This window comes from Microbacterium sp. SS28 (assembly GCF_022761035.1).
Taxonomy (GTDB): Bacteria; Actinomycetota; Actinomycetes; order Actinomycetales; family Microbacteriaceae; genus Microbacterium.
In genome coordinates, this window is sequence record NZ_JAKWJP010000001.1 from 616,356 (window position 1) to 635,536 (window position 19,181).

20 protein-coding genes are annotated in these 19,181 nt (G+C 71.3%); 9 read left to right on the forward strand and 11 right to left on the reverse strand.

Annotated features, from left to right (window positions below; all coding sequences use genetic code 11):
• Positions 1–29 precede the first annotated feature (29 nt).
• Together MJ607_RS02850 and MJ607_RS02855 are read left to right on the forward strand one after the other, a co-directional pair.
• The gene (locus MJ607_RS02850; RefSeq protein ID WP_243074025.1) at positions 30–380 is read left to right on the forward strand and encodes a metalloregulator ArsR/SmtB family transcription factor; all 351 of its coding nucleotides are present in this window, start codon (positions 30–32) and stop codon (positions 378–380) included.
• The gene (locus MJ607_RS02855) at positions 377–1,090 is read left to right on the forward strand and encodes an MIP/aquaporin family protein (protein WP_243074026.1); all 714 of its coding nucleotides are present in this window, start codon (positions 377–379) and stop codon (positions 1,088–1,090) included. Before MJ607_RS02850 ends, MJ607_RS02855 begins: the two co-directional genes overlap by 4 nt.
• 120 nt (positions 1,091–1,210) lie before the next feature.
• Here MJ607_RS02855 and MJ607_RS02860 read toward each other — a convergent pair whose 3' ends face one another.
• From MJ607_RS02860 to MJ607_RS19855, 4 genes are all read right to left on the reverse strand, one after another.
• Positions 1,211–2,089: a hypothetical protein gene (locus tag MJ607_RS02860; RefSeq protein ID WP_243074027.1), complete on the reverse strand. Its 879-nt coding sequence runs from the start codon at positions 2,087–2,089 to the stop codon at positions 1,211–1,213.
• Between the two features lie 103 nt (positions 2,090–2,192).
• Positions 2,193–2,804: a TM2 domain-containing protein gene (locus MJ607_RS02865; protein ID WP_243074028.1), complete on the reverse strand. Its 612-nt coding sequence runs from the start codon at positions 2,802–2,804 to the stop codon at positions 2,193–2,195.
• A 239-nt stretch (positions 2,805–3,043) separates the two neighbouring features.
• Positions 3,044–3,988: a hypothetical protein gene (locus MJ607_RS02870; protein ID WP_243074029.1), complete on the reverse strand. Its 945-nt coding sequence runs from the start codon at positions 3,986–3,988 to the stop codon at positions 3,044–3,046.
• Between the two features lie 9 nt (positions 3,989–3,997).
• A complete protein-coding gene (locus tag MJ607_RS19855; RefSeq protein ID WP_279234283.1) occupies positions 3,998–4,123 on the reverse strand; it encodes a hypothetical protein in 126 nt (41 codons plus the stop codon).
• A 160-nt stretch (positions 4,124–4,283) separates the two neighbouring features.
• On the opposite strand from MJ607_RS19855, the gene MJ607_RS02875 reads away from it, so the two are divergent.
• Entirely contained in the window at positions 4,284–6,188 is a 1,905-nt protein-coding gene (locus MJ607_RS02875; protein ID WP_243074030.1) for a glycosyl hydrolase family 28-related protein, read from the forward strand.
• A gap of 90 nt (positions 6,189–6,278) precedes the next feature.
• On the opposite strand, the gene MJ607_RS02880 is transcribed toward MJ607_RS02875, so the two are convergent.
• The 3 genes from MJ607_RS02880 to MJ607_RS02890 all read right to left on the reverse strand — a co-directional run bounded on the left by MJ607_RS02880 (position 6,279) and on the right by MJ607_RS02890 (position 8,306).
• Positions 6,279–7,031: an alpha/beta fold hydrolase gene (locus MJ607_RS02880; RefSeq protein ID WP_243074031.1), complete on the reverse strand. Its 753-nt coding sequence runs from the start codon at positions 7,029–7,031 to the stop codon at positions 6,279–6,281.
• A 182-nt stretch (positions 7,032–7,213) separates the two neighbouring features.
• Positions 7,214–7,555: a DUF2200 domain-containing protein gene (locus MJ607_RS02885; protein ID WP_243074032.1), complete on the reverse strand. Its 342-nt coding sequence runs from the start codon at positions 7,553–7,555 to the stop codon at positions 7,214–7,216.
• Positions 7,556–7,586: 31 nt separating this feature from the next.
• Positions 7,587–8,306, reverse strand: a complete 720-nt coding sequence (locus MJ607_RS02890) for a CoA pyrophosphatase (protein WP_374238018.1) — start codon at positions 8,304–8,306, stop codon at positions 7,587–7,589.
• Positions 8,307–8,437: 131 nt separating this feature from the next.
• On the opposite strand from MJ607_RS02890, the gene MJ607_RS02895 reads away from it, so the two are divergent.
• The 4 genes from MJ607_RS02895 to MJ607_RS02910 all read left to right on the forward strand — a co-directional run bounded on the left by MJ607_RS02895 (position 8,438) and on the right by MJ607_RS02910 (position 12,427).
• Complete coding sequence (locus MJ607_RS02895; RefSeq protein ID WP_243074033.1) at positions 8,438–9,019, forward strand: Dps family protein; 582 nt, start codon at positions 8,438–8,440, stop codon at positions 9,017–9,019.
• Positions 9,020–9,355: 336 nt separating this feature from the next.
• Positions 9,356–10,351 (forward strand): lytic transglycosylase domain-containing protein, encoded by a 996-nt coding sequence (locus MJ607_RS02900; RefSeq protein WP_243074034.1) that lies wholly within the window; start codon positions 9,356–9,358, stop codon positions 10,349–10,351.
• Positions 10,352–10,546: 195 nt separating this feature from the next.
• The gene (locus MJ607_RS02905; RefSeq protein ID WP_243074035.1) at positions 10,547–11,722 is read left to right on the forward strand and encodes an aminotransferase class I/II-fold pyridoxal phosphate-dependent enzyme; all 1,176 of its coding nucleotides are present in this window, start codon (positions 10,547–10,549) and stop codon (positions 11,720–11,722) included.
• A 132-nt stretch (positions 11,723–11,854) separates the two neighbouring features.
• Positions 11,855–12,427: a DUF2510 domain-containing protein gene (locus MJ607_RS02910; RefSeq protein WP_243074036.1), complete on the forward strand. Its 573-nt coding sequence runs from the start codon at positions 11,855–11,857 to the stop codon at positions 12,425–12,427.
• A 66-nt stretch (positions 12,428–12,493) separates the two neighbouring features.
• Here the strand turns inward: MJ607_RS02910 and MJ607_RS02915 are convergent, their stop codons facing one another.
• Positions 12,494–13,192: a hypothetical protein gene (locus MJ607_RS02915; RefSeq protein WP_243074037.1), complete on the reverse strand. Its 699-nt coding sequence runs from the start codon at positions 13,190–13,192 to the stop codon at positions 12,494–12,496.
• Positions 13,193–13,419: 227 nt separating this feature from the next.
• Here MJ607_RS02915 and MJ607_RS20155 point away from each other — a divergent pair, with 227 nt between their 5' ends.
• Both MJ607_RS20155 and MJ607_RS02925 read left to right on the forward strand, forming a co-directional pair.
• On the forward strand, positions 13,420–14,604 hold the full coding sequence (locus MJ607_RS20155) for a sensor histidine kinase (RefSeq protein ID WP_243074038.1): 1,185 nt from the start codon (positions 13,420–13,422) through the stop codon (positions 14,602–14,604).
• The gene (locus tag MJ607_RS02925; RefSeq protein WP_243074039.1) at positions 14,601–15,275 is read left to right on the forward strand and encodes a response regulator transcription factor; all 675 of its coding nucleotides are present in this window, start codon (positions 14,601–14,603) and stop codon (positions 15,273–15,275) included. Before MJ607_RS20155 ends, MJ607_RS02925 begins: the two co-directional genes overlap by 4 nt.
• A gap of 113 nt (positions 15,276–15,388) precedes the next feature.
• Here the strand turns inward: MJ607_RS02925 and MJ607_RS02930 are convergent, their stop codons facing one another.
• The 3 genes from MJ607_RS02930 to MJ607_RS02940 form a co-directional block, all read right to left on the reverse strand.
• A complete protein-coding gene (locus tag MJ607_RS02930; protein WP_243074040.1) occupies positions 15,389–17,077 on the reverse strand; it encodes an AarF/ABC1/UbiB kinase family protein in 1,689 nt (562 codons plus the stop codon).
• 81 nt (positions 17,078–17,158) lie between these two features.
• Positions 17,159–17,749 carry a PadR family transcriptional regulator gene (locus MJ607_RS02935; protein ID WP_243074041.1) on the reverse strand — a complete coding sequence of 197 codons (591 nt, stop codon included), beginning with the start codon at positions 17,747–17,749 and terminating at the stop codon, positions 17,159–17,161.
• A gap of 89 nt (positions 17,750–17,838) precedes the next feature.
• Positions 17,839–19,026: a S1C family serine protease gene (locus tag MJ607_RS02940; protein WP_243074042.1), complete on the reverse strand. Its 1,188-nt coding sequence runs from the start codon at positions 19,024–19,026 to the stop codon at positions 17,839–17,841.
• Positions 19,027–19,181 lie beyond the last annotated feature (155 nt).

The window sequence follows — 19,181 nt, forward strand, 5'->3', positions numbered from 1 at the left end:
CATCTGTCAATATCGACTAGCCTCGATATATGACCACGATGCTCGACGTGACGGACATCACCACCGGCGTGTGCTGCGCTCCCCTCGTTCGCGAGCCCCTCACCGCCGAAGAAGCCGACCGGCTCGCCACGACCATGAAGGCGCTGGCGGATCCGACTCGCCTCCGGCTGCTGTCCATCGTCGCCGCCTCGGAGAACTCCGAGGCCTGCGTCTGCGACCTCATCGAGCCGGTCGGACTCAGCCAGCCGACGGTGTCGCACCACCTCAAGATTCTGACGACGGCAGGGTTCCTGACGCGCAGCAAGCGCGGCACGTGGGCGTACTTCACGCTCGTGCCCGGCGCACTGGACCGCGTCTCCCAGCTCCTCGTCGCGTCGTGACGCACACCGTTCGCGCCGCTGCCGGCGAGTTCCTCGGCAGCGCGGGACTCGCCGCCGTCGTCATCGGGTCCGGCATTGCCGCGCAGCGCCTCTCGCCCACCGACGTCGGCCTGCAGCTCTTCGAGAACGCGTTCGCCACCGCCCTCGGACTGGCGGTTCTGATCCTCGTCTTCGCGACGGTCTCGGGATCGCATTTCAACCCCGTGGTCACCCTCGTCGACATCGCGCTCCATCGCCGGACGTGGTCGACCGCAGCGGCGTATCTGCCCGTCCAGGTTCTCGGGTGCATCGTGGGCGCACTGCTCGCCAACGTGATGTTCGCCGCCCCGGCGATCGCCTGGAGCACAGCCGATCGCTCAGGGTGGCCCCTCCTGCTGTCCGAAGTCGTCGCGACCGCCGGACTCATCGTGCTGATCTTCGCGCTGGTACGGACCGAACGCTCGCACCTCGCTGCGCCGGCCGTCGGCGCATACATCGGCGCGGCATACTTCTTCACCTCGTCCACGAGCTTCGCGAACCCCGCCATCACCATCGGCCGCATGTTCAGCGACACCTTCGCGGGAATCGCTCCCTCCTCCGCGTTGCCGTTCATCGGGGCGCAGCTCGTCGGCGCAGTCATCGGCTACGCGGTCGTCCGGATGCTCTTCCCGGTCGCAGCGGCTGAGCCGGCTGTCCCACCGCGGGGCGGTGGACGGGCAGTTCGCCGGTGACGGGCCCTCCCGCCTAGCGCCAAGACCGCCACGCGCAGCCGCGCCCAGATCGATGCAGGAACGTGCTGGCGGCGTATCGCTGCCGAGTCGGAGCCTTTGTCACTCGGGGTGACGAGGCTTTCACCGTCGACGCTCGATCCATCGCGTGGGTTCGGACGTCCAGGATGCCGCCCGCTCGTCCCGCTCGGTGATGAGCATGGCGAGCCTCAGGCGGCCGAGAACCTCCGTGCGCACTCGTCGCAGGCGAACCCCGTCACGCCGCATCGCTTCCGGCCCGGCGGTCGCCCACCATCGATCGAGAGCTTCGTAGACCTCCGGCTCGTCGCGCGGATCGAGGAGGTCGCCCGTGAGCCGGGCGATCCCCGTCTGACGTCCTGAGCGGTCAGCTCGGAGCGCGTGGAACCACAGGATGACCGCCGCGACGCCGGCGCATGCGAGCAGCGTGAGGCCCGTCGTCTGTGGGAGTGCTCGATACGGATCGAGCTCTCCCCAGCGGAACGCCAGGACATATGCGGCGACCAGGAGCCACAGCATCCCGAATATCAGGTGGATGACCGCAGGGACGCGCGATCCCCAGAGCGATCCGTTCGCGCGGCGCGGTTCGAGCCACCAGAGGAGCGACACCGAGAGCACCGCGCAGAGTCCGGCGGGCAGCAGCCCCTGCAGTCCCAATGGGCCATTGCGCGGCGTGGCGACGAGCGCCACGGCGACCACGCCGAGCACGAATGCGACGCCCAGGAGGGCGCGATGCCGCGTGCTCGACGCCCGGACTTTCGCCGCGACAGGGTCGCGTCGTTCGTTCGCGTCGCGCACCGCCGCTGCCCGCGCGCGCTCATGGTCGGTGAGTGTGCGGGGGTCCGAGGCCAGGACGGCGACCCGCCACGTGTCCTCGAGGGCTGCCTTGGCGTCGCGGTAATCGGCGTCGAAGAGGATGAGGTCGATGCGCCCGAGCGTGCGGTCGTCCAACCCCGTCACCGAATCGTGTCCGGATCCGGCCATCGTGCCCCCTGTCCGTCAGGAGTCGGCCTGCTGTTCTGCGCCAAGGGTAGGCCGCATGGCTTATCGCCTGCCGCGAATCCGTCTCACGGAAGGCGGGCGGGAGCTAGCGGTAGAAGCCGCGCGCGGCGTTCGTCGAGCGGACGAGGGACGGGATCACGAACAGGTCGACCAGCAGCCAGATGCCGCCGGCGATGACGAGAGGGATGCCGATGAGCAGCGGCGACAGCAGCCAGCCGCCCCACCAGACGAGGTTGAAGATCACGGCGGACGCGGTGAGGCCGAGGTAGAACCGATGACCCGCCACACCGCCCAGGAGGAACCAGAACAGGTAGGCGATGCCGCTCTCCTTGGCCGGGCGCACCACGACGGTGTTCGGCGGCGCGAGCGGGCCCCACGCGCGTCCGTCCCACCACTGCATCGCACCGGATGGGCTCGGATACCAGCCCGGCGGCGTGACCGGCTGGGCGTATACCGGCTGGGCGTACGCCGGCTCCGCATACGCGGGCCGGTCGTAGGCCTGGTGAGCGTAGACCGGCTGGGTCGGCGCTGCGGACGGCACGACGAGCGTCTGCGGGGGTGCCAGGTCGGGCGCGAGGCCGGCGTACTCGGCCTCCTTGGACGGCGCGCCCAGGACGTCGGGCGTCCACTCGCGCCCGTCCCAGAACCGCTTGCCTCCCCCGGGTATCTCGTACCATCCGGCGGGCGTGCGAGCCATCTCGTCCTCCTCGAGTCGGGAATGACCGGCGCGTTCCACGCACGCAGCCTGCGGCCCCCAGGAATGACCGTGCGCTCAATGTAATGCCTGCGGGCGATGGATGCTGCGCTCGGTTGCGGGGCGACCCCTCGGCGAGCTCGGGGACCGGGATGGGCGAGGGGCGCCGAGGGCGGGGCGCGCCGGGCGACGGTGGGGACGGCGGGCGACGCGCGAGGCCGGGGCGCGAGAGGGGCGGAGCACTACGGGGCGGGCACGGACTCGGAGGCCGTCGCGGCGGGGGCCGCGCTGCCCGGGTCCTTGCGGCGGAGCCGGTCGAGCAGAAGCGATCCCGCGACGCCGACCACGAGCGCGACCACCAGTGATGGGAGCACGAGCTCGGGCAGCGTGAGCGCCATGAGGAACACCTGCACCGCGTAATCGGCCATCTCGCGCGGATAGGCGGCGAGCACGCGCGTCCCGGCCGCCGCCGACACGGCCGTGAAGAAGGCGGGTCCGATCCACAGCGCGGCGAGGCTCACGATGACGGCGGCGATGCGCCCGCCCGTGCGGAAGCCGCACCACGCGATCGCGCAACCCACGAGCAGGCCGGGCATCCAGCGCAGGACGAACGAGATGACCTGGACGAGCTCGTTCGGGCCGAGAAGGAGGACCTCGCGCAGGGCCGCGCCCGCCCACGACGCCGAGACGATCGCGGCGAGCGCCAGTCCGATCGTGGCGCCGGGGACGGGTGCGCGCGCGATGAGCAGCCCCACGAGCAGGCCCACCAGGATCGACACGATCATCACCGCGACGACCGCACCGGCGTAGACCGCGGTGCGCGTCGAACGCTCGAGCGACGCCACTGTCACGACGGACGACTGCACGATCGCGACGAGCTGCACCGCGAGCATCCCGAACACCAGCGCCGCCGTGCCGAAGCGCGGGCGGCGCTCGCCCAGGGCTCGACCCGCGATCCCCGCGGCGGCCGCACCGACGACCAGCAGCGCGACGATCGTCGCGAGGAAGTACTGGCTGAAGGGCAGGAGTGCGAACGGGGTAACGGTCGTCGACTGGTCGGCAGCGAGGTTCTGCAACGGCAGCCGCGCGCCCGTCACGAGCCACGGGAGCAGGCCGACGAGGGCTCCCCCGGCACCGATCGAGAACCAGACCCAGATCGGAAGGAGGCGGCGGTCGACGGAACTCATCCGCGCAGACTATCGAGGCATCGGGCCGCCGAGCCGCAAGACGAACGCCAGGATCAGGAAGACGACGGATGCCGCAAGCCCGACGGACCCCGACATCCGGCGCTTGCGGATCTCGGCGGGTCCGATGTCGCACACACCCGGCTGGTGGACGGCGGTCCGATGGCGTCATTCCGGCCCATTGCCGCGCCGCAACGGGCGGCATCGGGTCTTGTCCCCGCTCCGAAGAATTGGTTACTGTGCGGTAAGTAACCACGGTGTCCGCCGTGGGGACCTCAACGGAGAGGAACTCCCCCGCATGATCCCCCGCCCCGAATCCCTGCGCCACCGCCGGCGTCGCACGCGAACCATCGTGTCGATGTCGGCCGGTGCGGCCCTTCTGGCAGGAGCGCTCGTCGCGACGCCCGCCCAGGCCGCACCACCCCAGCAGATCGACCCGACGAATCCGGACTTCGGTCCGAACGTCACGGTCTTCAGCCCCGACACGCCACTCGACAGCATCCAGGCGGCCGTCGACGCCCTCGCCGACGAGCAGCGCGACGCCGAGATGTCGTCGGCCCGGCACGCCGTGTACTTCCTGCCCGGCGAGTACGGCACGCCGGCCCAGCCGCTGCGGTTCGAGGTCGGCTACTACACGGAGGTCGCGGGCCTCGGCGCCTCGCCCGAGGACGTCACGATCACGGGCGCGGTCGAGGTCTACAACCGGTGCCTGGACGGCGGCGGCACGTCGAACTGCATCGCGCTGACGAACTTCTGGCGCACGCTGTCGAACCTGAGCATCGACGTGCAGGCTGCCGAGCGCGCGTGCCGCACCGGCACGAACTTCTGGGCCGTGTCGCAGGCGGTCTCGCTGCGTCGCCTCGACATCTCGGGCGGCAACCTGTCGCTCATGGACTACTGCACGGCCGGGCCGCAGTATGCGAGCGGTGGGTTCATCGCCGACTCCCGCCTGCCCGTCACGATCAACGGCTCGCAGCAGCAGTGGCTCACGCGCAACAGCGAGGTCGCGAACTGGACCAACGGCGTCTGGAATCAGGTCTTCTCGGGCGTCGTAGGCGCCCCGGACGACGCCGGCTTCCCATCGCAGACCTACACGACGATCGACTCGACGCCCGTCTCGCGGGAGAAGCCGTACCTCTACGTCGGCGCCGACGGGCGCTACGCCGTGCGGGTGCCCTCGGCTCAGCACGGCACGAGCGGCGTCTCGTGGGCCGACGGAGAGACGGCGGGACGCAGCATCCCGATCAGCGACTTCTACATCGCGAAGCCGGGCGACTCGGCGCAGGTCATCAACACCAACCTCGCCCGCGGCAAGCACCTGCTGCTGACGCCCGGCGTCTACGACATCGCCAAGACGATCGACGTCAAGCGCCCCGACACCGTCGTGCTCGGCATGGGACACGCGACGCTCACGTCCGTGGGCGGTGCGGTTCCGATCGAGGTGGCGGATGCCGCGGGGGTCGTCATCGCCGGTGTCACGATCGACGCCGGCACGACGCTGTCGCCTGCGCTCATGCGCATCGGCAAGGCGAACGGCAACGGCCACGGCAACAAGGCAGTCGCCACGAACCCCATCACGCTGAGCGACGTGTACTTCCGCGTCGGCGGGCCGCACATCGGCAAGACGACGACGGCGCTCGAGGTCAACGCGGACGGCGTGCTCATCGACCACATCTGGGTGTGGCGCGCCGACCACGGCCTCGAGGGCTTCACGGGCGGGGTCAACGGCGACACGCAGCGCTGGGCGACCAACACCGGCACGAACGGCGTCATCGTGAACGGCGACGACGTCACCGCGACGGGGCTGTTCGTCGAGCACTTCCAGAAGTACAACACCCTCTGGAAGGGCGAGGACGGACACGTGATCCTGTATCAGAACGAGCTTCCGTACGACCCGCCGACGCAGGCGGACTGGACGCAGCCCGACGGGACGCTCGGCTACCCCGGGTACGTTGTCGCGGCGGGGGTGAAGAGCCACCTGCTCGAGGGCGCGGGCGTATACGTGTTCAACCAGAACAACCCGTCCATCGTGACCGCGAACGGCTTCTCGGCGCCCGAGACGCCGGGTGTGCGGCTGCACCACATCATGACGGTCAACCTCAGCGCCGGCAGGATCGACCACGTCGTGAACGACGTCGGCACGGCCGCGACGATGTCGAACGTCGGCACGCCGCAGTTCATCGTCGACTACCCCGCGGAGTAGTCGATTCGGGATGCCTCGGCCCGGCGTTCGCGTCGGGCCGAGGCATCCGTCGTCTTCAGTCCCCCGTCGGGAACACGACCTGCGGCCGGGTCAGCCGGCCGCGACCGACTCGGCGGCGACCGCCGCGACGGCCGCGCGGATCGCGTCGATCGTGACCTGCGGGTGCGAGACGAGCGACACGTGCGACGCGTCGACCTCGGTGACGGTCGCACCCGCGCGCTCCGCGAGGCGGCGCTTGGTGCCGATCGGGATGACGCGGTCCTCGGTCGCGAGCACGGCCCAGCTCGGGATCGACTTCCAGGCGGGCGGACCCGACGGCGTGACGTTGGCGACGAACGAGGCGGGCCGCTGCGTCGCGACGATCGTGTCCCGCTCGGCCTCGGACAGGTCCTGCGCGAACGCCGTGTGCACCGTCTCGGGCTTGAGGAACGCCTCGGCGGCGCCCTCCGGCGCCCCCGGGTAGCCCGCGATGTCGAGCACCGTCGTGGGATCGGCCACGGCGAGCGCCGACCCCGAGCCCTCGAGGATGCTGACGACGGTCTCGCCCTCGTCGGGGATGAACGCGTCGACGTAGACGAGTGCCCGCACGTCGCCCGCCTGGTGCGCCGCGTTCGTGATGACCGCGCCGCCGTACGAGTGGCCGACGAGCACGACGGGCCCCGAGGTGCGCTGCGCGAGGAACGACGCGATGTACGCCGAATCCTCCGTGAGGCCGCGGAGGAGGTTCGGCGGCGCGAGCACCGTGAGCCCCTCCGCCTGCAGCGGCGTGATCACCGCGTTCCAGCTCGAGGCGTCCGCCCAGGCGCCGTGGACGAGGACGATGGTGGGATTGCTTTCCGGCATGTCGAACTCCGATCTCGCCGCGTCAGCGCGGCCTCTGTGAGTGGATCGCGTCTCGAGTGCTGTGCCAGACGCACCGCCAGATTAGGAGCGCTCCCACCGAATCGGGGATCTGTTAACAGAGATTTCTTCTTGGGCCGATGCTCAGGCACCCCGCAGGACCCGGGCTGGTCGCGCCTGAGACCTCACGCACGGAGGATCTTCTCCATCTTGCGACCCTTCGCGAGCTCGTCGACGAGCTTGTCGAGGTAGCGGATCTTCTGCATGAGCGGGTCCTCGATCTGCTCGACGCGCATGCCGCAGATGACCCCCGTGATGAGCGATGCGTTCGGATTGAGGTCGGCGTCGGCGAAGAAGTCCTCGAACGTCGTGTGCTCCTCGAGGTGGCGATGCAGGTCGGCCTCGTCGAATCCCGTGAGCCACTCGATGACCTCGTCGAGCTCGTCGGTGGTGCGCCCCTTCTTCTCGACCTTCGTCACGTAGAGGGGGTAGACCGAGGCGAAGCTCAGCGTGAAGATCCTGTGCACACGACAAGCGTACGAAGGCTCGGAGGCCGTGTCATCGACCCTCGGGCGGGCCGAGCGGGATCTCACGGCTCTCGTCCCACGGCTCGGTCCACCCGAGCCGATCGAAGAGGCCGTCCAGCAGCAGCCCCGTGAACCCCCAGACGAGGTGCGTGCCGCCGGGCGTGTGCACCTCGAACCCCGGGCCCCGCCACTCCTGCCCTGCGCGGCGGATCACCGTGACCCCACGATGCGCGGGATCGAGCAGGTCGGCGACGGGGGCGCGGAACACGGCTGCCGACTCGGCGACGTCGACGACGTGGACGGGGGACGGATGCCGCCACCACGCCAGCACGGGCGTCACGAGGTGCTGCGAGTAGACGAGCGGCACCTCCTCGAGCGACCCGAGCACCTCGACGCCTGCGGGGTCGAGCCCCGTCTCCTCGCGCGCTTCGCGCAGTGCGGCCGCCACCGGTCCGTCGTCGCCCGGATCGACGCGCCCGCCGGGGAAGGCGACCTGGCCCGGGTGCGAGCGGAGCGTCGACGCCCGCGCGAGCAGCAGCACATCGAGATCGCGCGAGACGGCCTCGGCGTGCGCGCCGTGCCGGCTCGGGAGCGCGTCGAGCACGCCGAAGAGAATGAGGACGGCGGCGGGCCGTGCGTCGGCCGCGTCGATGCCCTCGATCAGCCGGCCGGCGCCACGCGGGGCGCCGTGGTCGCCGACGAGCCCGAGCAGCTGCGTCCGCGCACCGCGCGGCCCCTCGTCGACAGACACCCGCTCAGGCTACGCCGCCCCGCCGACCGCGAGGCCGCGCGGTAGCACCCGCGGATGCCCGCCACAACCCCGCCGACCGAATTCAGCGGCGGGTCATAGCGTGGCGGCATCCCCGATCGAAAGGCGAAGCGATGGCTGCCACCGCGACCAAGAACACGAGCGCGAAGGATGCCGCACCGACGGGTGCGGCGAAGAACCGCCGGCGTCCGGCCAAGTCCGGTGCGATGCTCACCGACACCCAGAACGCCGAAAGCGGTTTCCGCGCCTCCGAAGAGCTGAGCGACAACCTGCAGAAGGTGCTCGTCGACCTCATCGAGCTCGCGAGCCAGGGCAAGCAGGCGCACTGGAACGTCGTCGGAAAGAACTTCCGCGACACGCACCGTCAGCTCGACGAGATCATCGAGGCTGCGCGCACGTTCAGCGACACGATCGCCGAGCGCATGCGCGCGCTGCACGCACTGCCGGACGGCCGCAGCGACACCGTCGCCGAGACGACGACGCTGCCCGAGCTTCCGCAGGGCGAGATCGACACCTCGGATGTCATCGACCTCGTGACCGAGCGGCTGGAGGCGGCCATCGGGACGTGCCGCGACGTGCACGACGCCGTCGATGAGGAGGACCCGACGAGCGCCGACATCCTGCACGCGATCCTCGAGTCGCTCGAGCAGTTCGCGTGGATGGTGAGCGCCGAGAACCGCACTCCCCGCCGCTGAGCGGACGGAGAATCGCGTCTCATCGCTTCAGCGAGGCCCGCCGAAAGGGAACTCGTCGAGGGGCTCATGCCGACCTCCGCCGAGCCCGAAGGCATCATCCCCGTCGACGACGTGCTCGCGTAGTGGGGGCTGCCGAAGAGGGCTTCGGAGAGGGCTTCCGACAGGCGGATCGAGACGCCCCCAGCCCCCGGAAAACCGGGGCGCAGAGCGAGGCCACCCAGGTAACGTTCAGATAACGCCCAGAAAAGACGGGCAGGATCTGGGTTTTGTGTCCGCAGGAGCGGCCGCGATGCGTCGACTCGCCGGCGCGGACCACCCGACACGAAACCCGATTCCATGCACCCGAGCACTTCCTCCACGCCCGTCCGCCGTAACCTCAGATCGGCCGAGCGTCGCGCTCGCCGCCGCCCCGGAATCGTCGTCGGAGGCGTCGCAGCCGGAGTTCTGACGGTCGTCGGATTCGCGGGCGCCGTGCCCGTCTCGTTCGCCGAGGCCGGCGGAACGACTCCCACCTTCGCTTTCGCTTCGTACACGACCTCGCCCGCCCCGGCCGTGATCGAGCCGCAGCCCCAGGCCAATGCGACCACGACCGCGGCCCGCGAGGCGATCACCGCGGCCGAGACCGCCGTCGCGGCGGCCCAGACGGTCGCGGCCGACATCGCGGCATCCGGCCTCGACGTCGGCGTCGCCGACACCACCGTCGAGACGGCGGACCTCGAGGACGCCGCGGCGCGCCTCGAGCTCGGCATCGACGCGCTCCCCGAGCCCATGCTCCCCGATGTCACGGACGACGTCACCGCCCTCGTCTCGACGGTCGGCGAGCAGGTCGCGAGCCTGCGCGGGAGCCTCGACGCCGCGGTCGCGGCCGAGGCCCAGCGCCAGGCCGAGGAGAAGGCCCGCCAGGAGGCCGAGGCCCGCGCCGCCGCCGAGGCGGCTGCGGCAGCGGCAGCCCGCCCCTCGTCCTCCGGACGTTCGACGTCGTACCCCACAGCTCCGATCCCGTCCGGCAACGGAAACGGCGACAACAGCCCCGCCGGTGCACAGGCCTTCGCCTACTCGCAGTTCCCGTCGCGCGGCTGGGGCGACGATCAGTTCGGATGCCTCGTCGCGCTCTGGAACAAGGAGTCGGGCTGGAACTACCAGGCCTACAACCGGGGCAGCGGAGCCTTCGGCATCCCGCAGGCGCTCCCCGGCAGCAAGATGAGCAGCGCGGGCGCCGACTGGCAGAGCAACGCGGCGACGCAGGTCATGTGGGGCCTCGGCTACATCCAGGGCCGCTACGGCACGCCGTGCGGCGCGTGGGGCCACTCGCAGTCGACCGGCTGGTACTGACCCACTGATCCACTGATCCGCCGTGACGGAGCCGTCTCCCCCGCGGGGAGGCGGCTCCGTCGTATGACGGGCCGGGTTCGACGCGTCGGCTGGGCTCGGCGACCGGTCGAGCACCGAGGCGATTGACGCCGGCGACATCGGCTGGAAGGCTGACCGCGTCGCACCCGACGACGGGTGTCGAAGGTGGTGGATGCCATGGTCCTCTCGGCTCGCGCAACGCAGGCGAAGGCGTCGGTCGACATCGTCGCCAGGTTCTTCGACGAAGTCCACGCGCTGACGGACCGCCCCGATGCTCTGGATCTCACGTTCGGCGACCCGCACGAACTGGCGCTGCCCGGGCTGACCGCGGCGCTGCGGGCCCAGATCGAGCCGCAGTCCGTCGACTGGTTCGCCTACAAGACGAGCGAGCGTGCCGCGAAGGAGGCCGTCGCGACGGGCCTGCGGGCCGAGCTCGGGCTGCCTTTCGAGCCCGACGACATCGCGATGACGCAGGGTGCCTTCGGTGCCATCTCGCTGGCGTTCTCACTGCTGACGGACGCGGGCGACGAAGTTGTGATCCCGGTTCCCGGGTGGTTCTGCTACGAGCCCATGCTCTACGCGGCGAATCTGACTCCCGTCCGCGCAGCGCTCGCCGAAGGAAGCTTCGATCTCGATGTCGACGCGATCGCACGGGCGATCACGTCGCGCACACGCGTGGTGATCGTCAATTCCCCGGCGAACCCGACCGGGCGCGTCTATCCGAAGGCATCGTGGGACGCGCTCGCCGAAGTGCTCGAGGAGGCCTCCCGAAAGCACGGACACCGCATCTGGATCCTGTCCGACGAGCCGTATCGTCGCATCCGCTTCGACGGCATCGGGTTCGCGAGCCCCGCCGGCTCATACGCGTGGACGGCGATCGATTACAGCTACGCGAAGGTCATGCTGGCCCCGGGCCAGCGTCTCGGCTATCTCGCGCTGTCGCCGCTGCTTGCCGCCGACGAGCGGACCGAGCTGCGGGCGGCATTCATGCCCGTCGGGCTCGCGATCGGCTGGGGATTCCCGGACGCCATCATGCAATACGCCGCGCCGGCGCTCGAGACCGTGTCGCTCGACATGGTCGAGCTGAGCCGCAAGCGCGACCGCATGTACGGGGCGCTCACCGACGCGGCCATCGAGGTGACGCGACCCGAGGGCACATTCTACCTGTGGGGCAGGGCGCCGGGCGGCGACGCGCAGGCCTTCTGCGACGCCCTCGCGGCACGCGGCGTCTACCTGATGTCGGGCAGCCTCTTCGACCAGCCGCATCACTTCCGCATCTCGCTCACCGCGACGATGGAGACGATCGACCGGGCGCTCCCCCACATCGTCGAGGTCGCCGAGCCGCTCGGATGACGGCGGACCGACGACGGGATGCTCCGGCCCCCGTCGCCTCGCTCGTCCGCGGTCCCGGATGCCGCACCGTGCGATCCGGCAGGGCCCGGCCGGATCGGGGCCGATGTCGACGCGCGAGGGTACCCTCGTTCCATGGTCGCGGCGGAGCCCGGGTGGTACGACGACGGAACCGGCGCGATGCGCTGGTGGGACGGTTCGCGCTGGACCGAGCACTACGCCGACTTCGGTGTCGGCGGAGTCGAGCTGCGCGCGGACGCGGTCGCGCCGACGCAGACGCCGACCGCCGCGGGCTGGTACGACGACGGCCGCGGGCGGATGCGCTGGTGGGACGGTCGGCGGTGGACGACGCAATCGCGCTTCAGCGGCAGCGAGGAGTCCTTCGCGGGACTCACCGTCGACGTGCGGTGGATCCACTTCGGCGAGCTCAGCCAGCCGATCGCAGGCGTCGTCGCGATCGTCGACACCCTGGGCGAGATCGGCAGGCGGCCTGCGCTCGCGAGCGCGGCTCGCGGCAAGATGCTGTTCGACACGCGTGGACGGGTGACGGCGGGGCAATTCGGGCGGCTCGACCGACGCGCGACCGCGCTCGCGATCGAGAGCGCGAGCCAGATGTGGGTCACGTATCCCCCGCCCGCAGACGAAGCACGGGCGCGGCAGTTCGCCTCGTGGATCAACTCGAGCGCGGAGCACTACCGGTACGGCTGACGGATGCCGCGGGACGGCAAGCGCCGCCGACCCCGGAGGGCCGGCGGCGCCGGGGAGCGGCATCCGTCATCCCGCAGCGTTCGCGCGGACGCGACCGAAGACGCGCAGTCCGCACGCGACGAACACGGCGAGGAGCGGCGTCATGCCCAGTGCCGGGAGGATCGGCACGGCGTAGGGCAGGAACAGCAGGCCCGCCTGGCCGACGACGATCGCGGGGATCGCCCACCAGCCGATGACGCCGGCGCGCACGAGCCCGATCGCGGCGACGATGAGCCCGACCGCGATGAGCGGAGCGAGCCCGAACGAGAGCTGGAACGCGAGGTGGCTGTAGACGGCCTCCGAGATCGACGCGCCCGCCTCGAGGCTCAGGTTGCGTCCGAGTTCGAGGTGCATCCAGTCCGCGAAGAGCGAGCCGGAGTTGTCGAGCAGCGCGACCGATGCGATGAGTGCGCCGATGACGGCGGGGATGGCGCCCCGAGTCCCGCGCACGAGCCACGCGAACGCGATGACGCCGACGCCCATGAGCAGGTTGCCGTAGTGCAGCAGGACGGCCGAGAGCTGCGTGAGGCCCGGGTCACGGGCGAGCGACTCGATGTAGCTCGCCTTGTCCTCGCCGTTCTGCACGGGCGAGGTCGCGAGTCCCGCGAAGAACAGTGCGGGCCCCGCGAGCAGCGCGATGCCGGCGGCGACCGCGAGGGCGGTGTGGGCGCGATGGCGCACGACGGGTGACGCCGTGGGGAGCGGGTGGGCGGCGGTGGCGGTCATGAGGACTCCTCGATTCACGAAGCGGATGCCGCGGATCAGCGGCAGGGCTACGCTCCCAGCGGGGCGGGGTGGGCGTCTGCCTTCCCGCGGTCCGGTCCGCCGGCCGGGAGGACGACCCGCATCGCCCGGCATGTCATCCGTACGGACGACAGACGCGGCGCCGCGCTCCCCTAGCGTGGTGTCCATCGCGCGGCCCCCGCGCGTTCCCCCTGGCCGAGAGGACCGCCGTGCGCAGAGCGGAGTGGATCCCGCCCGTCGTGGGCGCCGCGGGCCTCACGCTCGTCGGGGTCGTCGAGATCCTCCTGGACCCCTCGTTCCGGACCGCGCCGCTCGCCCCCGCCGCCGTGCTTGTGCTCGTCATCCTGGGAACGCTCGTCGCCGTGCGCGCGCCCATCCTCGGCACGGCGATCGTCGCGCTGCAGTTCCCGCTCGCGGCGGCGCTCGGACTCGACGGACCGACCGGCGCCGGCGTGCTCGCCTTCTTCCTGCTCCCCGCCTGGGCGGGGTGGCGCCGGCCGCCGCGCGTCTCGTGGATCGCTCCGCTCGCGGCGCAGCTGCTCGCGACGGCGGGCGCCGCGCTCGGCGCGATGGCGGGCGCGGCATCCGGAACCGCCTCCGACCCGTCGTCCGTCGACCTCGCGGCCGTCGCGTGGGAGAACCTGTACTTCTCGGCGATCGCGTGGGTGTCGTGGATGGTGGGCGCGTTCGCGCGCGGCGCCGGCGACCGCGCTGCCCGCGCCGAACGGCTCGCGGAAGCGCTCGACGCCGAGCGCGAGGCACGCGAGCGCACGATCCTCGTGGAGGAGCGGCAGCGCATCGCCCGTGACCTGCACGACTCGGTCGCGCACTCGGTGAGCGTCATGACGCTGCAGATCGGGGCACTGCGCACGACGCTGCCCGCGGGGTCGTCCGAGGCGGAGATGCTCAAGGGCATCGAGCGACTCGGCCGGGAGTCGGTCGCCGAGCTGCGCAGCGCCGTCGGCATCCTGCGCGAGTCAGAACCCGCCGAGGCGGCGCCGCCCTCGCTCGCACGGGCGTCCGAGCTCGTCGACGATGCTCGCGCGACGGGTCTCGACGTGTCGTTCACGCAGGAGGGCGATTTCGCGGGGCTGAGTCGTGCGACGGATGTCTCGGCGTTCCGCGTGCTGCAGGAGTCGCTCACGAACGTCCTCCGGCACGCGCCCGGCAGCACGGCACGCGTCCGCCTCGCGCGCGACCCCCGCAGCCTCGTCGTGGAAGTCGAGAACACGGATGCCGCGGCCCCGCCATCACCCGCCCGCTCCGGCGGCGGTCACGGCCTCGTCGGCATGCACGAGCGCCTCGCGCTCGCGGGCGGCGGCTTCTCGGCGGGTCCGACCGCGCGCGGCGGGTGGCGGGTGCGCGCGGAATTCCCCGTGGAGGAGATCGCGTGAGCGAGCGTCAGATCCGGATCGCCCTCGCCGACGACGAGGCGATGATCCGCGCCGGCCTCCGGCTGCTGCTCGAGCATCAGAGCGACCTCGCGGTCGTCGGCGAGGCAGCAGACGGCGTCGACGCCGTCGCGATGGTGCGCCGCACGCGTCCCGACGTCGTCCTGCTCGACATCCGGATGCCGCACCAGGACGGTCTCGCGGCCGCCCGCGAGATCATCGCCGAGGGCACGGCCAAGGTCATCATGCTGACGACCTTCGACGACGACCGCTCGCTGTCGGAGGCGCTGCGGGCCGGGGTGAGCGGCTTCCTGCTGAAGGTCGCGCCGCCCGAGCAGCTGCTCGCGGCCGTGCGCAGCGTCGCCGAGGGCAACGCCCTGCTCGACCCCGCCGTCACGGTGCGGGTCATCGAGTCGTTCGCCCGCACGGCGGCACCCGACCCGCGGCTCGTCGCGCAGCTCGCCTCGCTCACCGATCGCGAGCGCGACGTGCTGAGCCAGGTCGCGCTCGGGCAGTCGAACGCCGAGATCGCGGCATCCCTCTTCCTCGGCGAGACGACAGTCAAGACCTACCTTTCGCGCGCGCTCGCGAAGCTCGCGCTGCGCGACCGCGTGCAGGTCGTCGTCTTCGCCTACGAGAGCGGGCTCGTGCAGCCCGGTCGCGGCGGCGTGTGACCGGGCCGCTCGCGGGGCCTCGGCCCGGACGCGCGCCACAACGCCCGAATAGCCAGCGGAGCGGCCCCGATCGTCAGGGCGGTTTCGGCGGCCTCCGAGCGGTCCGCGCCGACTCAGCGCCCGCGCGACCAGAGGCCCGCGAAGAGCGCGTGCGCGAGCGGGGCGAGCGAGAGCACCATGAGCGCCGTCCCCCAGGCGACGTCCTGCGAGCGCAGCAGGATGCCGCCGATCAGGAGGCCCGCGAAGAGCACCGCCGAGACGATCCGGCGTCCCGTGCGCTCGAGGCGCGCGAGCCGCTTCTCGAGGCGCGGTGTCTCGACCGACACCTTGCCCTCCTCGACGCGCGTCACGAGGCCGTCGAGCCGTCCAGGGAGGCGCGCGACGAGGGCCGCCGTCGACAGCGCCTCCTTCGCGACGGACTGCGCGATGTTCCCGCGCTCGTCGCGCAGCAGCTGCGCGGCGTAGGGCTCGACCGCGTCCCACACGTTAAAGCTCGGGTCGAGTCCGCTGCACATGCCCGACGTCAGCGACATGGCCCGCACGATCAGGAGGAAGTTCTCCGGCAGCTGGAACGGCAGCGAGCGCACGACGTCGCCGAACTCGCGCGCGAAGTCGCGGAACTCGCGCGGATCCACGTCGCGCAGCTCGGCGAAGCCCATCCCGCCGAAGCGCGCGAAGAGCTGCGTCATCGCGCGCTCGAGCTCGGCCGTGTCGGCGGAGGGCAGCAGGATTCCGACGCCCCGGATGCTGTCGACGAGGCGCTTCCCGTCACGCGCGGCGACCGCGAGCAGCAGCTGCCGCAGACCGCTGCGGAGTGTGTCGGGGACCTCGCCCATCATGCCGAAGTCGATGAACGTGAGCTTCCACGGGCGGGACGCGGCCGTGACCTCCGTCGCGGGCGTCACGAAGATGTTCCCGGGGTGCGGATCCGCGTGGAAGAACCCGTGCCCGAAGAGCTGGTCGAACATGACGGCAGCGAACTCGGCGGCGACCTCTGACGGGTCGATCCCGGCAGCCCGCAGCGCATCGACGTCGTTGATCTTGATCGCCGTGACGTCCTCGAGGGTCAGCACGCGGCGCGTCGTGCGCTCCCACACGACCTCGGGCACGCCGATGCGCTCGTCGCCCGCGAAGCTCGCCGCGAAGCGCTCGGCGCTCGCAGCCTCGTGGAGATAGTCGATCTCCTCGAAGCTCGTGTGCGCGAACTCCTCGACGAGCTCGGGCAGGTCGACGTGGTCCGAGACGACGCGCACGCGGTTGAGCCATCCAGCGACGCGCCGCAGTGCCTTGAGGTCGACGTCGACGATCTGCTCGATCCCGGGTCGCTGCACCTTGACGACGACGTCGCGCAGCCCCGTGTCGGCGGCCGTCACGTCGGTGAGCTGCGCGCGGTGCGCTTGACCGAGGGATGCCGCTGCCACCGGCACGGCCTCGAACGATGCGTACGCGTGCTCGAGCGGCATACCCAGCTCGACCTCGGCCGCGCCGCGGATCGCTTCGAACGGCACGGGCGGCACCTCGTCCTGGAGCCCCTCGAGCTCTTTCGTGATCTCGGGCGGCAGCACGTCGAGGCGCGACGACATGAACTGGCCGACCTTGATCATGAGGCCGCCGAGGTCGACCGCGAGCACGTGGAAGCGCTGCGCGATCCGCGTCAGGCGCGCCGCGCGCCCGCGCGCCGAGACGCGCGCGAGGCCGAACCGCGGCAGCACGAGCTCGAACCACCACACCTGCATGATGTAGCGGGCCGCGAACCGCAGGATGCGTCGGTATCGGGCGCGCGTGTTCCCGACGTCGGCCATCGCATCTCCTTGACGCCGACGTGCCGGGGCACTCGGTCGAGCTTCGGCAGCTCGGACCTCGGCCGCCGGATTCGGGCGGATTCAGTCCTGAGCGAGGATGGAGTAGAGCTTACGGCGTGCCTCGTCGAGGACGTCGACCGCCTGCTTCACCTGCTCGGGAGTCCCCGCCCGCGCGACCTGCGCCGCGACCTGCGCGAGCTCCATGCCGGCCTTGGGCAGCGCGGCGGCCGCGTGCGCGGCATCCCGCATTCCCGACGACTCCCACGGCGCGGGCCGTTCGCCCGCAGCGCCGGCCGCCTCGCGTCCCGCCTCGGTCAGCGAGTACGTCTTGCGGCCGCCCGACTCCTCGGCCGCGATGAGGCCCTCGTCGGCAAGGAGCTGCAGGGTCGGATAGACCGATCCCGCACTCGGCTTCCACGAGCCGCCGCTGCGCTCCTCGATCTGCTGGATGATCTGGTAGCCGTGCATGGGCTGCTCGGCGAGCAGAGCGAGGACGGCGGCGCGCACGTCGCCCTTGCCCATCCGCGTTCCGGTCGTGCCGACCTTCTGCTCGAAGGCACCGCGCAGCTGCTCCATGATGTCCCACAGACCCGAGCCCTGGCCGCCGAGACCACCCGGACCGCGCCCAGGGAAACCTCCGCCGAACCCTCCGCCGGTGTACGAACCGCTCATGTCATCCTCCTCGGATTCGAGGCGCTCAACGCGTCAACGATATATACCGATATATCGTTAACCCTCGTCTTCCGCAAGGGATCGGCACCTCAGGCGACAGGGCCGGCCGCGAGCGTCACGTCGGCGGACTGCGTCGCACCCGAGGCATCGACCCACGTGATCGTCACGGTGTCGCCCGGCTCGTAACCCGCGATGAGCGCGCTCAGCGTCGCGGAATCCGTCACCGCCGCACCGTCGATCGCCGTCACTGTGTCGCCGCCGGTGAGCCCCGCCTCGGCGGCCGGCGTTCCCGCGTAGACGCCGGCGATGAGCGCGCCCGCGCTGCTGCGCGCCCCGCCTGACGTGCCGTAACGGCCGTACGTCTGCGTCTGCGATGCGAGTCCCACGCCCAGGAAGGCGGGGTAGCCGAGAGTCACCCCGCCGCCCTCCTCGCCGTCGGCGATCTGCTGGGCGATCGCGAGCGCATCCTCGATCGGGATCGCCCACCCCGAGATCGCGCTCCTGCCGGACGACGCGGCCGTCGTCATGCCGATCACTTCGCCCTCCGCGTCCAGGAGCGCACCGCCCGAGTCGCCCGAGACGACGTCGGCGGCGACCTGGATCATTCCGTCGAGCGTCTCGCCCGCCGCGTTGCCCTCGGACGCCGTCGTGACGGTCGTCTCGAGCTCGCTGATCCGGCCGTCCGCGGCGAGCAGCTCGCCCCGGCCCATGGCATTGCCGACGGCGGTCACGGCGTCGCCGACGCTCTCCGCGTCCTGGTCGATCGTCACAGTGGCGAGGTCGCTCGCACCCTCGAGCTGCAGCAGCGCGACGTCGTCCTGCGCGTCCGTGCCGACGACGGTGGCCGCGTACGTCTCCCCGGTCGAGGCGATGGTCACCTGGATCCGCGTCGAGCCCGCGACGACATGGTTGTTCGTGAGGACGAGCCCGCCGCTCGTGAGCACCATGCCCGTGCCGGCGGCCTCGGCCTGCGCATAGCCCAGCACCGTGTCGATGAGCACGACGCCCGTCGACTCGTCGGCCGTCGCGGCTGTCGCATCGATCGCGAGCGACGCGCTGCGAGAGCCGTACGGGTTCGAGCCGTAGCCGGATGCGGCGCCGGCGGAAGAGAGCGTCGAGACCGCGGCGGGCGGGGCGGCGGCGGTCGCCGTCGTCGGGATGGCGAAGGTCAGCGCCACCGCGCAGGTGAGCGTCGCCGCCGTCGTCGCGAGGAGCCATCCTCGGGTCGTGCGCGCCGGCGGGGCGGGGTGGGGCGATGCGTCGGTACTGTCGAACATGGGCTTCTCCTTCTCGTTGCATCGATGACACCCTCCGAGCCTCGGAACTCACGAGCGAAGAGCTATGGCACACCTATGGATGAGGCGGCGCACCCGTCCGGCCGCCAGAACTCACACCCCGCTCCCAGCTTCGCGGGACCAAACCCGCGCACACC

Excerpts from the sequence above, each read along its gene's own strand:
- MJ607_RS02850 (WP_243074025.1), top strand. The coding sequence starts at position 30 with ATGACCACGATGCTCGACGTGACGGACATCACCACCGGCGTGTGCTGC.
- MJ607_RS02860 (WP_243074027.1), bottom strand. The coding sequence starts at position 2,089 with ATGGCCGGATCCGGACACGATTCGGTGACGGGGTTGGACGACCGCACG.
- MJ607_RS02865 (WP_243074028.1), bottom strand. The coding sequence starts at position 2,804 with ATGGCTCGCACGCCCGCCGGATGGTACGAGATACCCGGGGGAGGCAAG.
- MJ607_RS02870 (WP_243074029.1), bottom strand. The coding sequence starts at position 3,988 with ATGAGTTCCGTCGACCGCCGCCTCCTTCCGATCTGGGTCTGGTTCTCG.
- MJ607_RS02875 (WP_243074030.1), top strand. The coding sequence starts at position 4,284 with ATGATCCCCCGCCCCGAATCCCTGCGCCACCGCCGGCGTCGCACGCGA.
- MJ607_RS02880 (WP_243074031.1), bottom strand. The coding sequence starts at position 7,031 with ATGCCGGAAAGCAATCCCACCATCGTCCTCGTCCACGGCGCCTGGGCG.
- MJ607_RS02895 (WP_243074033.1), top strand. The coding sequence starts at position 8,438 with ATGGCTGCCACCGCGACCAAGAACACGAGCGCGAAGGATGCCGCACCG.
- MJ607_RS02900 (WP_243074034.1), top strand. The coding sequence starts at position 9,356 with ATGCACCCGAGCACTTCCTCCACGCCCGTCCGCCGTAACCTCAGATCG.
- MJ607_RS02905 (WP_243074035.1), top strand. The coding sequence starts at position 10,547 with ATGGTCCTCTCGGCTCGCGCAACGCAGGCGAAGGCGTCGGTCGACATC.
- MJ607_RS02910 (WP_243074036.1), top strand. The coding sequence starts at position 11,855 with ATGGTCGCGGCGGAGCCCGGGTGGTACGACGACGGAACCGGCGCGATG.
- MJ607_RS02915 (WP_243074037.1), bottom strand. The coding sequence starts at position 13,192 with ATGACCGCCACCGCCGCCCACCCGCTCCCCACGGCGTCACCCGTCGTG.
- MJ607_RS02930 (WP_243074040.1), bottom strand. The coding sequence starts at position 17,077 with ATGGCCGACGTCGGGAACACGCGCGCCCGATACCGACGCATCCTGCGG.
- MJ607_RS02935 (WP_243074041.1), bottom strand. The coding sequence starts at position 17,749 with ATGAGCGGTTCGTACACCGGCGGAGGGTTCGGCGGAGGTTTCCCTGGG.
- MJ607_RS02940 (WP_243074042.1), bottom strand. The coding sequence starts at position 19,026 with ATGTTCGACAGTACCGACGCATCGCCCCACCCCGCCCCGCCGGCGCGC.